Below are 16,931 nucleotides of genomic sequence, written 5' to 3' on the forward strand. Positions count from 1 at the left end.
GGCGTTGCGAACGTACTACACGCTCTACTTCCCGGTCGGGTTTCTGGTGTTTGTGTCCTTGGGCACCCTGGTGGCGACTCTGGCATTCGGTGATGAAGTGGGGTGGCCTGAATCTTTGGGTGGAGGTTTCATCTTTGCCGGCCTGGGAGCGCTGGTCGGCGGCCTAATCTATAACTCGAAGAAGGTGGTCCCAGCGGCCGAGTACGGACAGCTGAGTGTGGTCATGTCCCTTCGGGATGACGAAAGGAAGCACATTCGCAGGCAGGTCCTCGGTAAAGATCACCTAGTCCCGGCGCACGTCGCTGTTGCCCGCGGGTTCGCTGTTCAGACGAGGAAGGCGTTGGCGACCCAGATCCTCATGCTACCCATGCTCCCGCTTATCCTCACCCCGCAGGCCCTTCGGCCAGACGGCTTCATCTGGTGGCTCACCGCTCTTGCCTACGCTGTCCAGATCCTCGCGTCCATCGTGGCGGTGCGTCAGTTCCGCCAGGCCGGCCGGTTCCTGGAGAGCACTGGTCCGATGGTCTCAAGGTCCGGTTAGGCTGCGAGCGGTGAAACCAGTTCGTCCCGCAGGTCCCGGAACATCCTGGTGCCGACCTCACTGGTGACACCGAATTCCCGGTTCCGGCGGGCGAGTACAGCCAGCCGGTCGGCGGCCTCGTTGGCCTCGTTCCCCTGATGACCTTTCACCCAGCGGAACTGGACCGGCATGTTGCCGATCTCGTCCAGGATGCGCTTGGCCAGCTTGACCTGTTCGGTGGTGCAGCCGGACGGGTGCCGGTCGGCTCCGAGGGTTTTCAGCAGCCGCAGTGCCGCCCTTGAGTCTGATTGAATGACGACGGTTCCCTGCCCGTGAGCGGGAATCGGGTGCCGGCTGATGACGGACTGCAGGCCCCAGCGGATCGCGAGCAGCTCACCGCTCAGGATGTCCCCGCAGCGGCTCACATCGGCCGTTTTCTGGCCGACGGACAGCACGGTGCCATCGTCGGTGGCAATGATCCAGCCGAGGCCGGCGACCAGGCCGCCGTTGGCGATGGAGGCGTCGGTGCTGACCACCATGCTGCGGGCGTCAGGGTTGAACCGCACCTCTGTGCTGACGGGGATGGCTTCGATGGCCTTGAGCACGGCTGTGCGGTTGTCGCAGACAGCTGTCGTCTCGGAGAGCAGAACGTTCGGCACGCTGTCGATCATGGCGGCAATGGCTTTACGCACCAGAATGTTCGACACATCCAGGACCACGTACTGACGTGTAGCGGCGACCTCAAGGACCGCGGAGAAGGCGGCGATCACGGGTTCGGTGCGGGTGGCGCTGAAAGACTCCTGCGGCTCGACCTCGCCGGTGCGGATGCTGAGGCTGCCGTCACCTTCGAGCACACCGATGCCCCACTGGCCGACCTCGTCAAGGACACGGACATGGAAGATGACGTCGGTGGGTGCGCCTGTGGCGGCAATGATCTCGGGTGCGGCGGGCATGAGGCTGTTCTTTCGGTTCACGATGCGGCACCATGCCGCTCACAACTCATGTGTGCGGCAAATTCCCCGGGAGTGCCCGGAACCGACAAGACCGTCTACGCATGTTCATCTGTATGGACTTGACGCGCGACCTTCGGATGTTAGAAGCATCCTTCAGCCGGAACTTTTACAACGGCGATGTCCTCGACGCTGTGCGCCAGCACAAGTCGGACGGATACTTCCTTTTGACGGCACCGCACGCGACCAACCGGTGGCAGGACGGCCGCCGGAAGTTCGCCGACCAGTACACCGGAGCGATGGTGCAACTGCTTGGGTCCACGGCCGGCCAGAGCTGGCTGGCAACGGACGGCATCGCCTCGGACTGGACATACTGGGATGAGCGCAACGACCCGTTCAAGCTCGCCCTGGACAGCCCGCTGGACGAAGGGAAGTACCTCATCAACGTCGTGGGCGTGAGCGCCCGCTACGGGGCGGACATCTACGTCGGGCTCGGAAGTGACCCCCGCGAGGAAGAGCTCGAGATGGCCGAGATGATCGAGGACACCTTCGGCGACTTCCTGGTGGTGGCCGGCGGCCAGTTCAACGCCGTCAGCCCCAAGTCAGTCCGGACCTATGCCCGGTCCACCGGCAGCGGCGGCATCCAGCTGGAGCTCGCGCCGAGCATGCGTGACCCGCTGGCGCACCCGGACACCGCGGGGGAGTTCGTGCTCCGGTTCTCTGAGCTGCTGTCCACGCGATCCGCCCGCTGTATGGCTCTGGAATCTGCTCTCGTCTAAGCCTTCACCACAGGATCAAGCCGCCACACCTGAAACCCCGGTAAGGGTACTGTTTTTCGGATGGGGAAGCTGACGCACAAGCGCTCGAATAGGCAACTAGGCGCCACGGCAATGTGGCTTGGTGTTGGCTCTGTTGCCCTGGCTCGTCGGGAACGCCCGTGGCCGGCGGTGGTTCCCCTCTTCATAGTGGTAGGGCTGCTCGTGAATTGGGCCGCCCGCTGGTGATTCCGCGGGGAGCCCCGGACCGGACTCCGCACACATGAGGGGAAGAATCTGTCCCTGAGGAGACCCATGCCCTGGCTTGTAACCATCGTCGACCGAGACGCCCCCGTGCGCCGCCACGCCACACCCAGGGTCCAGGACCGCAAAGAGGAACTCCTGGCGCTGTGGCGCACATACGTTGGCCCGGTTGCCGAGGGCGGCAATGGTGACTACGAGGACTTCTATGAACAGGCCTACCGGCTCCAGGCCGCCATCCATGGGTTTGGCCGGGAGAACATCTGGCTGACCCTCTCGAGCAACCGCGAAGAGTACGCCGTCCACCTCGGCACCGGGGAGCGCCGGCCGGTCGCCGACCTTCAGGACCTGCCCAAGTACGGGGCCCAGTCCAGCGCGCGCCACCAGTTCGTCCGGCAGCCCCAGGCGCTGCTCGCTGACCACTACTGGCGCTACGAGGCGTTCCGGTCACGGGCAGGACGCCGAATCCAAATCTGCGGAGTCAGCCCCGAAGGCGGAGGATCGGACATCCAGGCTGTCCTGGCCGGTTTCGCCGGCGGCGGGACCCCCAAGGCGTTCGTGAAGGTGAACCTGAACAAGTACGCGACATTCCCGGTGAACCTGGCGGGTGTGAAGGATTTCAACGACCTGGGGGCTGTGTTCGACCACGAACAGGTCTGGAGCCTGATCTATCTGGAAGGCGCCCGGGACTCCCTCCAGGTGCAGGAGTTCGTCGCCATTGAGTACGAGTACCGGATCTTTGTGGTGAATCAGCGTCCGGTCACCGGAGCCGGCTGCATCGAGGAGTTCACCCCACTCGATAACACCGGGAACGCCTTCGATGACAAGGTTCGCCGCAACCGCTCCGAGATGAGCGAGGTCGAGGTCGCCCCGGGGATTACCGGGATGCTGACTGCGTACGCCCGGGAGGCCATTGAAGCCCTGGCCAAGGAAGTCCCGGAGCTGACCGACTACGTCATTGACGTTGCGTTGGGCGCCGACGGCGAGCCGCTTGTGGTTGAACTGAACCCGCTGCTGAATTCCGGTCTGTACGCTTCGCAGCCGGTCAGGGTGACCTTGGCGATGGCGGCAGCTGGGGACTTGCCTGTCGGCTAGTTGGCCGCAGGTACTGCTGCACGATTGAATCGGCGACACGGCCGCGCGGGCTGACGTCCAGCCCCTGCGCTACAGCCCAAGCCCGGACGGCCTTAGGGTGCAGGCCGCCGGTGCGGATCTCGGATGTGCTCTGCTTCCGGCCTCCGGCGCGGCGCGCCTTCGCCGCGAACGGGGCCAGCGATGACCGAAGTGCCTCAGCATTCTCGTCGCTGAGCTCCATCTCGTAGGAGGCGCCATCAAGGGCGAGGGAGACGGTCTGGGTCGCGACGGATCCGTCGAGGTCATCGATGAGTTCGATCATTACTTTTTGAGCCACCCGAAGAGGCCACCATCGGCCCTGACCTGCGTTTTTGTCACAGGCGGCAGGTCACCGCTCCGTCATGATGGACAGCAGCTGCCATCCTTCAGGAACCTGCGCCTTCAGCGCGTCACGGGCGTCCTCGTAGCTCTCGCCCTCAGCCCTGATTTCCCGCTTCTCTGTGGGGCTCATGACGCCCACGACTTTGACCATGCACCCATCGTAGGGTGCCGTGGAGCGGCAACAGGGCATTCCCGGTTTGCTGTGGGACACCGCACGGCGGTGCTCCCCGGTTCGGCGTGTCGAAGCCCGGGAGGCTGCGGCGGCTGCCGAACCGGGGAAACATGTGTGTGTGTGTGTAGATACAAATTAAGAAGGAGGAAATTATGATCACCCATCTCGTCCCTCAAGGAGAAGGAACCCGTCCAGCTTGTGGAGTGACTTGGTCCCCGAGAATATCGGACATCACCTCGTTCAAAAACTATGTCACTTGCAACAAGTGCAGAGGGACCAAGTTGTTTCTGGAAGCTGAGAACGGTCTTGAACCAGTACATACTTCAGCCCTCCACTACCTCGGGATAGCGCTTCGAGCTAACGAGGCATCCATCCAAACAGCCGTTGACGAAAACAAGGAGAAAGATGACCCTGGCGAGTGGGAACGCCTGGCTGAGGAGCGAGACCAGCTACTTATTTCCATCGCCACCTTGAAGGCTCTCCAGTCAGTTGAACTTATGGTCCAAAAATAGATGTAGAAAATGATATTGGAGATGCCACCGCCTCGGGCGCCAGTAGAATGGGATTCAGGCGCTCGAACATTGACTTGTAGTTTCCGCTCAGGGCCTCCCGAAATTGTTGCATTGACTGTTGGAGCGATTCCCCGAACTTCCTCATACTCAGCCTTTTCCTCATCACTGAGATATAACGGCCCCCGGCAGCGACTGCGTTCTCAATCTCGCGGTATCGGTCAATGGTCATGCCATCTCATGTCGTCCGGAAGATGGAACACGTTCGGGGTTCGTCGCGTTGGTTCATGAAAGCATCCTAGGCTTCCCTTGAGATTGGCTCGGGCGACGGCGCCAGCGCCAGTTCCTCCGGGGCCTGTGCGGTTACCGACTCGGAGAATGGCGCAAGCTCAGGCGCTAGGAGCACGCAAAAGCTCATAGAGGACACCACTCCTCCTACACGCCAGAGTCGGTCTCTGCCACTGGGCCCGCCCTGATTCGGACATTGCGCCCGAGGGATCGGCAGCGCACACTCGACGCATGGAAGGCGTCAACCCTTTCAACGCACACATGACCGGCGGCAGCCGCTCGGACCCTCATGGGTTTGGCTGTCCAGATCCAGACATCAGCTGCGTGAGGTGACTCAGATGTCTACGTTGCACGTGAGCAAAAAGACCGACGGACGGGTGCTTCCTCAGCCCGGCCCAATCGAAACCGCATCAGCAGACCCTCCTCGGGTAGGTTCGAAACGGGGTGTGGTTGACGGGCATTTGCCCCGAAAGACTGACGTGCAACCTGATCGAGGGGAGACTTCCGACAGTTCACCTGCTGCCGGAAGCGTCACGGCCGCGCCGGACAAACCCGGCCGGCCAGACCAGGGCCGTAAGGCTCCAATCATCGTTCCTGTTCTCGGCAGAGACAAGGAACCGCTCATGCCGACCAGCCCAGCTAGGGCCCGGAGGCTGCTGAAGCACGGGCAGGCGGTCAACGCTTCGGAGGCACCTTTTGTCATCAGGATGAAGCACATCACGACCACAGATGGCAGCGCCATGGTGCAAGGGATGGGGCTTGGTATAGATCCCGGTTCCAAGCACACCGGTCTCGCCGTCTTCACGTCGACCAGCTCATGCAAGGATGCCCGTCATGGCGTCTTCGCTGTCCATCTCGATCACCGGTCTGACGTAATCACCCGACAGCTGCGGTCCCGTTCCCAGCACCGTCGCGGTCGTCGTCACCGGCTACGCTACCGTCAGCCCCGCTTCATGCATCGGACCAAGCCACGTGGCTGGTTGGCCCCGTCCCTTCAGCACAGGGTCGATGGGATCACGTCCATGGTCCACAAGCTGAGGCGCTGGTTTCCGATCACCGCGATCCACCAAGAATTGGTGCTCTTTGACACTCAGCAGATGGGGGACACTGAAATCAGTGGTGTCCATTATCAGCAGGGGACCCTGGCGGGATTCGAGGTCCGGGAATTCCTACTGGCCAAATACGACCGAAATGCGTTTACTGTGGCGCCCGCGGCGTGCCGCTAAATCTTGACCACGTCCTGCCAAAGTCCAGGGGCGGATCTGACCGGCTCTCCAACCTCGTGCTTGCCTGCATCCCGTGCAACGAGGCCAAAGGTAGCCAGCGTGTAGAGGATTTCGTCATGGATCCGGCTCGTCTCGCGCGGATCCAGTTACAGGCCGAACAACCCCTGGGAGATGCGGCGGCAGTAAATTCGACAAGATGGGCCCTTTGGCGCGAGCTCCAGGAAACCGGGCTCCCGGTCCATGTCGGGTCCGCAGGGCAGACAAAATTCAACCGGACCCGCAACGGTCTGAGCAAGAGTCATTGGAACGATGCCCTGGCTGTAGGGGACGTAGAAATCATCACGTCGAATATCGATTCGGTGCTCGTAGCTGATCAAACGGGTCGAGGATCCTATGCGAGGACGAGGTCGGACAGGTTTGGCTTCCCTCGGCTGATCTTCCCCAGGCGCAAAGAACACTTCGGTTTCATCACCGGTGACACGGTCCGTGCTGTCGTTCCCAAGGGTAAGTACTCAGGCAGTTACGTCGGGCGGGTCTCGATCCGAGCCAGTGGATCGTTCGCGATCAGGACCACCGGAGGCACAATCCCGGCGGTCTGGCACAAGCACTGCGTCCGTGTGCAGCGCGGGGCTGGCTGGTACTTCACGACTGAGAAGGCGGGGACAAGGTAATCGAATCGTCTACCGAGGTAGCGGAGTGCCGACGACGGCGCGCTGCTCGAACCAAGGATGTCGTTCCACCTCACGTTTGCTGGTTAGGATCAGCCCAGACAATGTCAGGGGAGGACACATGAACGCCAAAGACCAGCCGACTGAAGAAGAACTGCGATTCCTCAAAGAGATGGGAATGACCGAGGTCGAGCCCGGCCGCTGGAGTAGTGGGTGGCAGGGGAGTGACCCGGACACGCAGGAGTGGTTCGACAATCTGGGCGGCGCCGGCGAAGAGCAGTTGGACCTGCTCATGCGGGCCGGCCGGGTGCAGAACGAATTTGACATGGAGCAGACCGGAGGCGTCGCTGCGTCCAACGTTCAGCTCATCACCGACGGTCCCCTAGCGGACTCACCGCCGCTTGAGGCCCACCAACAAGCCGCGCTGGCCGTCTTCGTAGCCATCAAGGAATCCAGTGCCGAAGACTTTGATGATCTGGATGGCGAAGCCATCGAGTCGGCACTCGAGTCGATCTTCGAGAAGTTCGAGGCACTGCCTCCGTCGGATGCGATCGCCGCGGCCCTCCGCAAGCTCGGGATCAAGAGCAAGGCCATCCACAACGACGCGCACACGGCAGGGCCTGACGAAGGGCCTGATCCCCGCGACTATCCCGGGTTCCGTGCGGTCCTGATCCATTTCCCCGGCGCGGTGCGGCTCTGGCTGGACTAGCTATTAGCACTGCCCTCCGGGGACATATAAACAGCGGGCCAGCATCGGTGGCGGTTCAGAAGAGACTGCTTCGCTTAGGAGTCGTCATCGAGCTCGTCCACCTCAACGGCGTCCAGGAGAGATTCGACCGGCTCGTTGCGGGTCCTGGCGAGAGAGTCCAGGGCAATGAAATGCTGTCAGGCGAGGGCAATCGCCTGGTCTATGGCGCCTTCCGGTCCGCTCCGGGTCATGAGGTCCGGGCCACGGAACGCATCCTGCCTGTGAGTGTCCCCGGGCCGTCATTCTCTACGGCCTCGATTCGAGTGAGCGTGACGGCCGCCAATCCGGCGCGATCGTAAATGAGTCTCATGGAGCAAAGTTAAGCTCCAGCGTTCCAGGGTGCGGGGTTTCGTAGGTCGTCATCGGCTCATCGCCTAGACTCACACAAATACAGGCCCTCGCAAAGGACCCCGTGAAGAATCCATTCCGTCCAACTGCCGGAGCTACTCCGCCAGAGGTCATCGGTCGCGAAGGCCTGCTGGACGAGTTCGAGTACGGGCTTACGCTCGGTTCGGGTGTACCGGGACTCCTGACCATTATTACCGGGGCCCGCGGCATCGGAAAGACCGTGATGCTCGGCGCGGCCCAGGCCTTGGCGCGGGACCACGGCTGGGCTGTCGTCGCCGAAACCGCAACCGCCAGCTTCATGGGGCGAATCGTTGAATCGATGCGTCGGCTAGGTGAGAATGGCACGGGACTACTTATCACCGTCGACGAGATCCACGCTGCCGACCGTCTGGAACTGGAACAGCTCGCGGCCACCGTCCAACTTTTCGTTCGCGACAGGCTCCCCATCGCCCTGGTTCTGGCGGGCCTGCCGGCAGGAGTAAGCGAACTTCTGAACGAAGGTGCGGTGACATTCATGCGCCGAGCGACCCGGCTCGAGCTGGGCAACGTGGCCGTCAGGGACGTTGCGACATCGTTCCGCGACACCTTCGCCGATGCGGGGTTCGATTCCACGCTCAACGACATACACCGCGCAGCCGAAGCCACCGGCGGTTACCCGTTCCTCGTTCAACTGGTGGGGTATTTCCTCTTTCGCGAAGCCGAAACTGACGGCTCCATCACCTCGGCATCCGTGGACCGCGCCATTGAACGGGCCAACAACTGGTATGCCCGCACAGCCCTCGCTGCAGCATTCCCGGGGGACGACGGGCAGCCTTCCCCCGGAACCTGAAGTCAGCACACTCAGAACGAGCCCGAAAATTCGTCCAGGGGACAAGGAGACTCACTTAGCGCAGGAGGCGTCAGTCGCCGTCGATGATTGAGGCCAAATGCCAGGCAGGAGAACGGGGATCCGTTGCAGATGGAAGATCGGCAGCCGAGCTTGAGCCGAGTCGGATTATCTGCCCCCAGCGGACGTTTGGGGTGGTCGCTGAGGTATCCCACCACGAGGCATGTTGGGCACGTTGGAAATTCTGGCGTTGTTGTCACAATTCAAAGGGAAGTGAGACAACACGAATGTGGCCCTTCGCAATTTGGGTGTGGTTGGTCTGCTTGATCCGGAGAGGTGGTGGACGCCGACGGCGAGTAGGCATCTGAGCCACTAGTTGGAAAGTTCCGGAAGTCGCGGACGAATCTGCGGATGGTTTCGATGACGCCGATGATGGCGTCGGTGGGTCCGTTCGAGGCGCCGTCGGTGTTGAAGTAGGCCCCGATCGCTGTCTTCCAAGCCGGCAGGGTCCGTCCGATTTGGGCGCACTCCGGGATCGGGCGGGACGGGAATGATGCGATCGCCTCGATCACGAGCTCCTGTCCCTTCCCCAGGCTGGGGGTAGATGTTTTGCGGGCTTCTGGTGGCTCTGCCGTGCGATGGTGACTTCCTGGCAGGGTTCCCCAGCGGTACGTTTGGCATCCGGCCGCGCGGTCTGCTTCTCGGTGAGGTGTACGGCTTTTCCCCGCACCAAGCTGCAGCGGAAACTTAGATTCGCCAGCCTCCGGGAGTAAGACAGCCCTAACCGCGCTCAAATGCGAAGCCGCTTAACAGCTGTCCTACTTTAAGTACTGTGCATGGACATGAAATACGAAGTCGGCCTCAGAATCCGCCACGAGCGGACAACGTGGGTTCCCAGATTGCTTCAAAGACGTCTCAGACCCTCGTCCGTCCAGTAAGACTTTGGTCTGTTTTGTAACGGATCAACATCAAATCACACAGAGAAAAAATCTCCCAAGCTTTTAACTATCCAAGGCCCATCCTCCATGCTATTTTTCACTCATATGGTCTCAGTTGAAAAAAATCGGGGGGTTCACTGTGTTCAAAAAAAAGATAATTACTGCTACTTGCACGGCGCTTTTCGCGCTAGGTGTGACGGTATCCGCAGCAGGTCCGGCCAATGCCGGAGCTAGTGGGTGTGACTGGGCCTCTGGAGGGTTTGGTGCGAGTACTTGCATCAACACTTATGGCTCGGGTCTATACCCTCGGGACACTAACGTCGAGTATTGGTCAGGGTGGTACTCGACGAATGTCTGTTATCCGCAAGCTAAAAGTTGGGGACAGTCATACTGGACCGGTGGTTACGCGGAGAAATGGTCGACGAGGGGTACGGGCTGCTTCCCGAATTACGGTCAACGGTGGGTATATTGGGGTACGGCTGCAATGAAGATGAACTCGCGCGTATGCTCGCATTTCTACGCCACGTTCGACGCCGCCCAAGCGATCACATATAAGGGTGGCACTCCCTGTGTCACGATTTCGTAGGCTGAGTTTTCGAGACGAGGCACGCCGAGGGCGATTCAGCACTCCCGCACTGATCGTTGCCTGTCTCACAGCAGCCACGCTGGTCCCTTCCTGCGCCGCTGCAGAGCAGCGGCCCCAAGTAAATATTGACGAACTGCTCGCTCGAACTTCTCCATTCCAGAAAGAAATTCTCAAAGATGGAAAAGTCAGCAGGGATGAGTACGAGAAGTCAATTCTCGCCTGGAGAGCCTGTGTTGTTGACACAGGCGCCGAGGCGGGAGAGATCGTCGTCGTGGATGGTTTCGGACTTGGATTTGAGGTGAGCATTAACGCTCCAAATAAGGAACTAGGAGAAAAGATTTCCGCCGCGTCTCAGGAATGTGGGACTGAATACAATTCCGATATTGCCGTCGCCTGGTTCCACCAGAATCTCTTAACGGAATCTGAAAAGGATAGGATTCGACCCGAGGTTATTCGATGCCTGAATGATGCGGGATTGGCACTCAAAGAAGAATCAAACTTTGCTGAAATCAATGAGGCGGTGCAGCAAAGCCTAAAAAAGCGCGAGACGATAAGCAAGGTGTGTATTGAAAAGTTTCCTCAATACTTCGCCATATCCGACGAGGATGCCCGACGACTCAAATAGAAAGGAGGACCGCAGTCGCTTTTGGGGGACATTTCTGCCCGGTGTAATTCTAATTGCAGCTTTTGTATTCCCCACAGCGGTGCTCGCTATGGCGCTATGGGCGGCGAGCAACCCTCAACCTCTAGTTCCGCCCGTTCACGACGTTCTGAGCCAACCGCTAAGCGAGACCGCCTCGAGCGACGAGCAACCCATAACGTTGAGCGTCTCTTGGAGCGACGGCATTTCCATGCCTTCACCAGCTTGGAATGGAACGGTTACGGCCGTCGACGTCCCCGCTGATCGCACCGTTCAATCCGGGCACCGCCTGGTGCAAGTCGATGGCATATGGCGGGTAGCTATCGCTACCAAAGTTCCATTCTTTAGGCCTCTCAGGAACGGAGCTTCCGGGGACGACGTCCAAGCCCTCAACGACGAGCTTAGAAGGTTAGGGTTCGCTGCAGGATCCGGAAAAACGTGGACCGTGGAAACGTCCGTCGGAATGGCATCTTTCCGCGACTGGCTTGGCGCGACGACAGGAGGGCTTCCAGCGGAGTTCGACCCCGCTCATGTGATCTGGATGCCGGCTCCGAAGTTTGTGGTCGGCTCATTTCATGCTCGCATCGGCGCCCCCGCACCGCCGCCTGGAAGCCCCCTAACGGAGTCACCAGCGGTCCCTGTGGGTGTCCGCGCAACGTTGGACAAGGGTGGGACGCCTCTATTTGACACGCAACCCTGGGAAATACGCTCCGGAAACAACTCAACAACGTTCTCAGGGAATCTTTCAGCACCAGTGAAGGACCTCTCCTTCCTCAACCCATTCAGGGGTGAGAAACCAGCCTCCATTCCCGCAGAACTAAGGCGCAAGTCTCCTCTAGTCTCGTGGTCCGTTCCGCCGTCAGCTGTGACAGCGGCATTGGACAAGAAGTGCATCTTCATCCAAGGGCCCCAAGGAACCTGGAGTGCCGTCCGTGTAGAAGTTCAGGGTGGGACACTAAGCCAAACCAGAATAGCCGCGCACTCGTCGCGGACGGCCAACCTAAGTACCTCGACGAGAGTCATCGTGAATCCCTCACAAATCAGAGGCCTTCCGCCGTGTCCATAGAAGTCAGGGACCTGGGGTACAGGCTGCCCGTGGGGGACGCATGGTTATTCCGCGGTTTGGCCACGACGCTCCCAGCCGGATCGATGACGGCAGTTACGGGGCCATCGGGCTCTGGCAAATCCACCCTTCTGGACATCGTCGGAGGACTAAGAAAGCCCACGTGCGGCTCTGTTATCACCACGCATTCTTCGGTATCGGACGTGAATGCTCCGGGAGTGTCTTGGGTCCTTCAATCGAACACGATCTTGGGAGGTCGCAGCACCTTGGATAACGTTGCCATAGGTGCAATTGCCTGCGGAATCGAGCGCAGGAGGGCCCGCGAACTAGCTTTGGAAGCCCTGGATCTTTTAGGCATTCAAGCTAAGCGCTCAACTCAAATTTCCCGTCTCTCAGGTGGGGAAGTCCAAAGAGTCACAATAGCCCGTTGCTTGATCTCGCTCGCACCCCTCATCCTGGCGGATGAGCCCACCGGCCAACTGGATGCGAGGTCCACCCAGCAAGTCGTGGAGGCATTTCAGGTGGCCGCTAGGCAAGGAAAAACGGTGCTCATCGCAACACATGACGAGGCCGTTGCCAAGGCCGCGACCAGTCGGATCGAATTGTCGAAACGTTTGATGGGGCGAGATAATTGACTGCATCCGCAATAGCCAGCGAAGTTTGTTCCAGGCTAATTAGCCGACCGTGGAGAACGCTGCTCACCGTTATCTTCGGTGCGATGGCGATGACTGGCGCGCTTCTGCCCGAGATTATCCTCGCTCGGGATGCCGAGCAGGCGTACATGGCGTCCTTATCCAAGGGGTCGAACATCCTCATCGTTCGTTCTGAAGGCCGCCAACTGGCGGCAAGTTCGTGCGATCGGGCCGGCGAAAGCAGTGCAGTAGAACAAACCGGAACCGTTTATTCACGAAAAGTAACGACCTTCGAGGTTGCACCAGGTCTTCCGTTCCAAGCCGTCTACTCCTCACCGGAGATAGTCAGCATGGTGGCGCCGGAAATGGAGTTCCTAACTGGCATTGCAATAGGAAGTGTCCTTGCCGAGGAAATGAAATTGCCTCCGCAGTCGGATGTTCACATTTCGGATGCAGCCGGGCCTGTCGCTTCGCATGTACTACCTGCAACCCCGCGTTCCGACGGGCGCGGGCGCTGGGTCTACATCCCACAAACCGGCCAATTACAAGCTGAAGAGTGCTGGATAGAAGTTCAACCCGGCCAGCTACAATCGTTCCGATCTGTGGCCCAAAGCTTTTTTCCCGAGGCCGGAGACGCCACATTGGCCGTCATGTCGGAGTTCGATGAAGACGAACTAGTTGACAGGTGGGAGACTCGGCCAACGCAGTTTCTTTGGCTGTCCAGCGTCCTGTCAATGCTTGGGCTTAATGCCGCCTACGTCTGGCCTAGACGGAATGAATACGCGCTATATCGCCTCCTTGGACTGACAGCCACGCAACAGAAGCTTCTTGTAGTCTCAGAACTAGTGCTGACACTGGGAATTGCGTTCATGTTGACTGTTACTCTGGCTCTCGCCGCGCGCATTATATTGGACGCCGAATCACCTTTTATAAATGGCGTTGCCGCAGTGGCGTTGTCTCAATCGTTTTCCGTAACCAGTCTCGGATGCGTGATGTTGGGCATCGTGGCCTGCCGCGGTGACCGGGCCCTGATTGTTCGTGGTCGAGATTAGGAGATGCGCCCTGCTCATCCCTGTCCGCGACCACCACATGCCGCATGAGTCTAGACTGTCCCTACTACTGGTTACACGAGCAATTGGTCTTGGGGAAGGCGTTTCCTATGAATAGCCCTAAGTGGACAAACGACACGTCAACGATTGGCCTTTTGGCACTTGCTGTTTACGGCGGCAGCATGGCACTCGGAGGGTCCGTGACTATTCTGGCGGGCATCCGTGACTTCGTGGGCCCTGGGCTTGCGTCCCTACTAGTCTATTGGATCGCCCGATCCCTAAGGAATAAGTACGGAGTCCCCCCGAGTTCCAAAACGTACGCGCTGCTGGCTATCGGCACGCTCATCACCTCCTCATTCTGGATATTGTCGGTGATCTTAGGCAGCCTCATTTTCTACGGGCTCGCCTTGGCGGTCACGGGCACCCTTGCGAAGGACCGTCTGGTAATCGCGGTGGGAGTGGTGCTTACGGCTCTGTCACCCGCGGTCAACTCCCTTGTGTTTCCAAACTTCGGCTTCCCTCCATTGGTCCTTGGCTCGATTCTGTTGCTGTTTGGTTGTTCGGTCCTTCTTGCCCGGAAACGCGGAACCAAAGGCCCGCAGGTGCTTCACGCATAAACAGCTACTTCGCACGGGCGATGGGCAAGGACGACTGACCGAGACCCGACGTCCTGACCGAATTGCAGGAAAGGTCTCGCTCTGCTGGTTTTCGGCGGTCGGCGTCTCTGGGGGCCGGGGCTGGTGATACCCGGGGGCGGAACGTGCCAAGACCCACGCGGCGGACCAACGTGCGCGGCCTCCGTTGGAAACCTTGGCGGCCTCTCAGTTGCGCTCAGATGCTGAACGTGAAGACAAGGTCGGGAAGCAGAGCGTAGCCGAAAACAACTCACGCCCCGAGGCACTTACCGATGAATCAGCCCTGAACTACGACTCGGCCGAACGACGGGAAGCATTGGCAAAAGGCCTTGATGGTGTTGGTGATAGGGAAGCAGTGGAGGCCAGGCTGATGGCCGACCGTGACCAGCAACCCCGGCAGCCACCATTCCTCCAGGCATGGCAAGCTCCTAAAGCGCGCATGACGCGGGGCGCGCCAAGAGCCACCCGACAGGTCGAGAAGGGCACGAGCCGCTAGCGACAGGCGAAATGAATCAAGGAGGATCCAGCATTGGTGTGTCGCTGTGGATCGCGATTCCAACCTGTGTTTCGGGTGCTTGGCTGACAGTGCTTAGCTGTGCCCGCCCCCACCTGACCCACCGTCCGGGCCCATCTGGAGGAGATCCAGCAGATCGGCCTTCGTAGACCAGACAGTTCGGTTCATGCCGCCAATCGTGCTGTTTGCCGGCGCGAGAACTGGTAACTGCACGTGTCGATGTAATGCCGATATTCGCGACGATGTCTCTCGTATGTCATCCGTGAGAAGCACTAAGTCGTTTGGACCCTCCAGTACATCGCGAATCCAACGCTGGATCACTGGGAGGGCACGTACGTATTCCTCTAGCGCCTCTCTGTCCCGACGGACCGACGGCGACATAACGTAGTAATCCGCCAAGATCGCACGTCCCGCTTGCGACTGCGGAAGGAACTCCGTGATGAATTTTCTTACCCCTACGAAATCCACCTGGTCCGGCGAGATCAGCCCCGCGCGTATGGCTTTCGTGAACACGCCCACAAACGGGTCACCGCTTGAGTCGGCCTTGCAGTAGTACCCCGCAGACATATTTGGGGGGACGGCCTCGCAGGAGCCGCTTCCGCCGCCGCAGGATTCGCTGTTTCCGCAATTACCGCTTATTCCCCCGGGAGGTCGCCGCAGCAGCGCCGTGTAGATTTCATCGCCATAGAGCCCAATTGCCGGGGCGCCGGCCAGCCTCTGCCCATCAACGAGGACCGCTTTACGTAGGCCTTTATCCGAAATCTTGAGTAGGTGCTCGATGCCCCAGAAACCTGCCTTAAACTCGTAGATCACAGACTCGGCCGGGAGTTCGTTAAGCTTGAACGCGGCGAAGTGAAGTAGCCGGATGTCGTCAAGGTCCAGCATTGCCGTGACCGTGGTCGCGAGTTCTTTGACCTCGCTGTAACTGTCACCAGCGCGCTCGAAGTACCGGTGACCCATGCCATCGGCGGTGCGACTGAACACGCTTACTGCGTGGACGGAGTCCTTGGTCACGATCTCATCAGAGCATCCCGGCCCGTTGGCGAACATGAAGACCCAGATAATGTCTCGTAGATCTTGCTGAGGGGCTACGCCTTCGTTGAGAATCTCTGCTAATTCCTCCACCCTTTCGGGGCGGATTTCATTATAGAAGACGTGGCGCAACTCCTTGACGCCGACCACGTCGAGGAAGCGTCTATTGTGCCGGTAACTTCCGCGAGGAATGCCGACATCTACTTCGCTGGAAAATATGGCAACGGACATCTTTGGCATCCTGTCTGAAAAAGAAACCCCTCCACAAATAGTCCTCGGCTAGTGCAGGGTTGTCTAGATCCACTTACCCGGATGGTTTTGTAACGTAGCCGACGAGTGAGATTCCCCGATGATTCTCAGAGTTCGTCAGGAAATTTAGGGCCAGACATCTGGACAGAACACTGGCGGTTCGCCATGCTTGCGTTAGCCGGTAAAGAACCGATCCTCCAAGAGGTGGCCCATGCACGACGTGTCAGATGCAGAGCCGGGAACAATGCAGGATTCGCTGCGGCAGCTTGCTTCCAAAATGACAGGGGCCAGGCATGCACGAGATGGTGACATTCTCTTTCGCCTATCCGGACAAGGAGGCGGGACCTACCGATTGTCGGCCGGCCCGAACGAGGCCACGGTTTCCGAGTCTGCCGATGTTGCAGTAAAGCCGCTAATCGAGGTGATCGGCGATGCGGAAACTGTCCAGGCTGTTATTGACGGGCGAGTCGACGCTAGGGAGCAGTTTCTCGACGGGGGGTTCCGGGTCCGCGGAGACCTGCGGCACCTCAGCGACCTCGCACTCGAACTCGGCCTGCTAAAGCACCCGCTCTGAAGGTTTCGCTACGCGCCGAAGGGAGCACCGTTATGGCAGTAACAACCGGACTGGTTCAGCAACTGACTGTTGCATCAGAAACGATTACCTGCGTGTGGATTGGGCCGACGCCCAACAACGCCGAAGTCCTCGTGGTAATCAATGACAGTTCGGCCGCGGACGCCGCGTTCGCGGCCAACGTCATCCTGACGCTCGCTGCGGCAGCAACCAACTACCGGAGAGTGACAGTGGGGCACGCGGATAACAGCGCGAAAATCACCTTTGCCCGCGTCGACCCGGTGTGATGGGCGGGG

The 16,931-nt window shown here is 59.7% G+C and carries 18 protein-coding genes; 13 read left to right on the top strand and 5 right to left on the bottom strand.

Annotated elements, in window-relative coordinates; genetic code table 11:
• Nucleotides 1–4: 4 nt before the first annotated feature.
• Nucleotides 5–541: a hypothetical protein gene (locus tag AC3A3W_RS13340; protein ID WP_487443504.1), complete on the top strand. Its 537-nt coding sequence runs from the start codon at nucleotides 5–7 to the stop codon at nucleotides 539–541.
• Here AC3A3W_RS13340 and AC3A3W_RS13345 read toward each other — a convergent pair.
• Nucleotides 538–1,494, bottom strand: a complete 957-nt coding sequence (locus tag AC3A3W_RS13345; protein WP_487443506.1) for an RNase H family protein — start codon at nucleotides 1,492–1,494, stop codon at nucleotides 538–540. The two genes, AC3A3W_RS13340 and AC3A3W_RS13345, sit on opposite strands and share 4 nt — an antisense overlap.
• A 92-nt stretch (nucleotides 1,495–1,586) precedes the next feature.
• Here AC3A3W_RS13345 and AC3A3W_RS13350 point away from each other — a divergent pair, with 92 nt between their 5' ends.
• Together AC3A3W_RS13350 and AC3A3W_RS13355 are read left to right on the top strand one after the other, a co-directional pair.
• A complete protein-coding gene (locus AC3A3W_RS13350) occupies nucleotides 1,587–2,249 on the top strand; it encodes a hypothetical protein (protein ID WP_487443508.1) in 663 nt (220 codons plus the stop codon).
• Between the two features lie 291 nt (nucleotides 2,250–2,540).
• Complete coding sequence (locus AC3A3W_RS13355) at nucleotides 2,541–3,581, top strand: ATP-grasp domain-containing protein (protein WP_487443510.1); 1,041 nt, start codon at nucleotides 2,541–2,543, stop codon at nucleotides 3,579–3,581.
• Here AC3A3W_RS13355 and AC3A3W_RS13360 read toward each other — a convergent pair.
• Together AC3A3W_RS13360 and AC3A3W_RS13365 are read right to left on the bottom strand one after the other, a co-directional pair.
• A complete protein-coding gene (locus AC3A3W_RS13360; RefSeq protein ID WP_487443512.1) occupies nucleotides 3,532–3,897 on the bottom strand; it encodes a histone-like nucleoid-structuring protein Lsr2 in 366 nt (121 codons plus the stop codon). The two genes, AC3A3W_RS13355 and AC3A3W_RS13360, sit on opposite strands and share 50 nt — an antisense overlap.
• A 51-nt stretch (nucleotides 3,898–3,948) precedes the next feature.
• The gene (locus tag AC3A3W_RS13365; protein ID WP_487443514.1) at nucleotides 3,949–4,092 is read right to left on the bottom strand and encodes a hypothetical protein; all 144 of its coding nucleotides are present in this window, start codon (nucleotides 4,090–4,092) and stop codon (nucleotides 3,949–3,951) included.
• Between the two features lie 173 nt (nucleotides 4,093–4,265).
• Between AC3A3W_RS13365 and AC3A3W_RS13370 the strand changes: the two genes are divergently transcribed.
• The 5 genes from AC3A3W_RS13370 to AC3A3W_RS13390 all read left to right on the top strand — a co-directional run bounded on the left by AC3A3W_RS13370 (nucleotide 4,266) and on the right by AC3A3W_RS13390 (nucleotide 8,729).
• Complete coding sequence (locus tag AC3A3W_RS13370; protein ID WP_487443516.1) at nucleotides 4,266–4,625, top strand: hypothetical protein; 360 nt, start codon at nucleotides 4,266–4,268, stop codon at nucleotides 4,623–4,625.
• Between the two features lie 908 nt (nucleotides 4,626–5,533).
• Nucleotides 5,534–6,136: an RNA-guided endonuclease IscB gene (gene iscB / locus AC3A3W_RS13375; RefSeq protein ID WP_487443518.1), complete on the top strand. Its 603-nt coding sequence runs from the start codon at nucleotides 5,534–5,536 to the stop codon at nucleotides 6,134–6,136.
• Nucleotides 6,127–6,807 carry an HNH endonuclease gene (locus AC3A3W_RS13380; RefSeq protein WP_487443520.1) on the top strand — a complete coding sequence of 227 codons (681 nt, stop codon included), beginning with the start codon at nucleotides 6,127–6,129 and terminating at the stop codon, nucleotides 6,805–6,807. The genes iscB and AC3A3W_RS13380 overlap by 10 nt, the downstream gene beginning before the upstream one ends.
• 118 nt (nucleotides 6,808–6,925) lie before the next feature.
• Complete coding sequence (locus tag AC3A3W_RS13385; RefSeq protein WP_487443522.1) at nucleotides 6,926–7,513, top strand: hypothetical protein; 588 nt, start codon at nucleotides 6,926–6,928, stop codon at nucleotides 7,511–7,513.
• Between the two features lie 451 nt (nucleotides 7,514–7,964).
• Entirely contained in the window at nucleotides 7,965–8,729 is a 765-nt protein-coding gene (locus AC3A3W_RS13390; protein ID WP_487443524.1) for a hypothetical protein, read from the top strand.
• 260 nt (nucleotides 8,730–8,989) lie between these two features.
• Here AC3A3W_RS13390 and AC3A3W_RS13395 read toward each other — a convergent pair whose 3' ends face one another.
• Nucleotides 8,990–9,298, bottom strand: a complete 309-nt coding sequence (locus tag AC3A3W_RS13395; protein ID WP_487443526.1) for a transposase — start codon at nucleotides 9,296–9,298, stop codon at nucleotides 8,990–8,992.
• Nucleotides 9,299–10,233: 935 nt separating this feature from the next.
• On the opposite strand from AC3A3W_RS13395, the gene AC3A3W_RS13400 reads away from it, so the two are divergent.
• From AC3A3W_RS13400 to AC3A3W_RS13410, 3 genes are all read left to right on the top strand, one after another.
• The gene (locus AC3A3W_RS13400) at nucleotides 10,234–10,875 is read left to right on the top strand and encodes a hypothetical protein (RefSeq protein ID WP_487443528.1); all 642 of its coding nucleotides are present in this window, start codon (nucleotides 10,234–10,236) and stop codon (nucleotides 10,873–10,875) included.
• A gap of 1,110 nt (nucleotides 10,876–11,985) precedes the next feature.
• Nucleotides 11,986–12,588, top strand: coding sequence for an ATP-binding cassette domain-containing protein (locus AC3A3W_RS13405; protein ID WP_487443554.1), 603 nt, complete (start codon nucleotides 11,986–11,988; stop codon nucleotides 12,586–12,588).
• Nucleotides 12,585–13,637: a hypothetical protein gene (locus AC3A3W_RS13410; RefSeq protein ID WP_487443529.1), complete on the top strand. Its 1,053-nt coding sequence runs from the start codon at nucleotides 12,585–12,587 to the stop codon at nucleotides 13,635–13,637. The genes AC3A3W_RS13405 and AC3A3W_RS13410 overlap by 4 nt, the downstream gene beginning before the upstream one ends.
• A gap of 1,221 nt (nucleotides 13,638–14,858) precedes the next feature.
• Here AC3A3W_RS13410 and AC3A3W_RS13415 read toward each other — a convergent pair.
• Nucleotides 14,859–16,046 (bottom strand): hypothetical protein, encoded by a 1,188-nt coding sequence (locus tag AC3A3W_RS13415; protein WP_487443530.1) that lies wholly within the window; start codon nucleotides 16,044–16,046, stop codon nucleotides 14,859–14,861.
• A 229-nt stretch (nucleotides 16,047–16,275) separates the two neighbouring features.
• On the opposite strand from AC3A3W_RS13415, the gene AC3A3W_RS13420 reads away from it, so the two are divergent.
• Both AC3A3W_RS13420 and AC3A3W_RS13425 read left to right on the top strand, forming a co-directional pair.
• Complete coding sequence (locus tag AC3A3W_RS13420; protein ID WP_487443531.1) at nucleotides 16,276–16,638, top strand: hypothetical protein; 363 nt, start codon at nucleotides 16,276–16,278, stop codon at nucleotides 16,636–16,638.
• A 32-nt stretch (nucleotides 16,639–16,670) separates the two neighbouring features.
• The gene (locus AC3A3W_RS13425) at nucleotides 16,671–16,922 is read left to right on the top strand and encodes a hypothetical protein (protein WP_487443532.1); all 252 of its coding nucleotides are present in this window, start codon (nucleotides 16,671–16,673) and stop codon (nucleotides 16,920–16,922) included.
• Nucleotides 16,923–16,931: the final 9 nt, after the last annotated feature.

The sequence above is a fragment of the Arthrobacter sp. Soil_N43 genome (assembly GCF_057655195.1).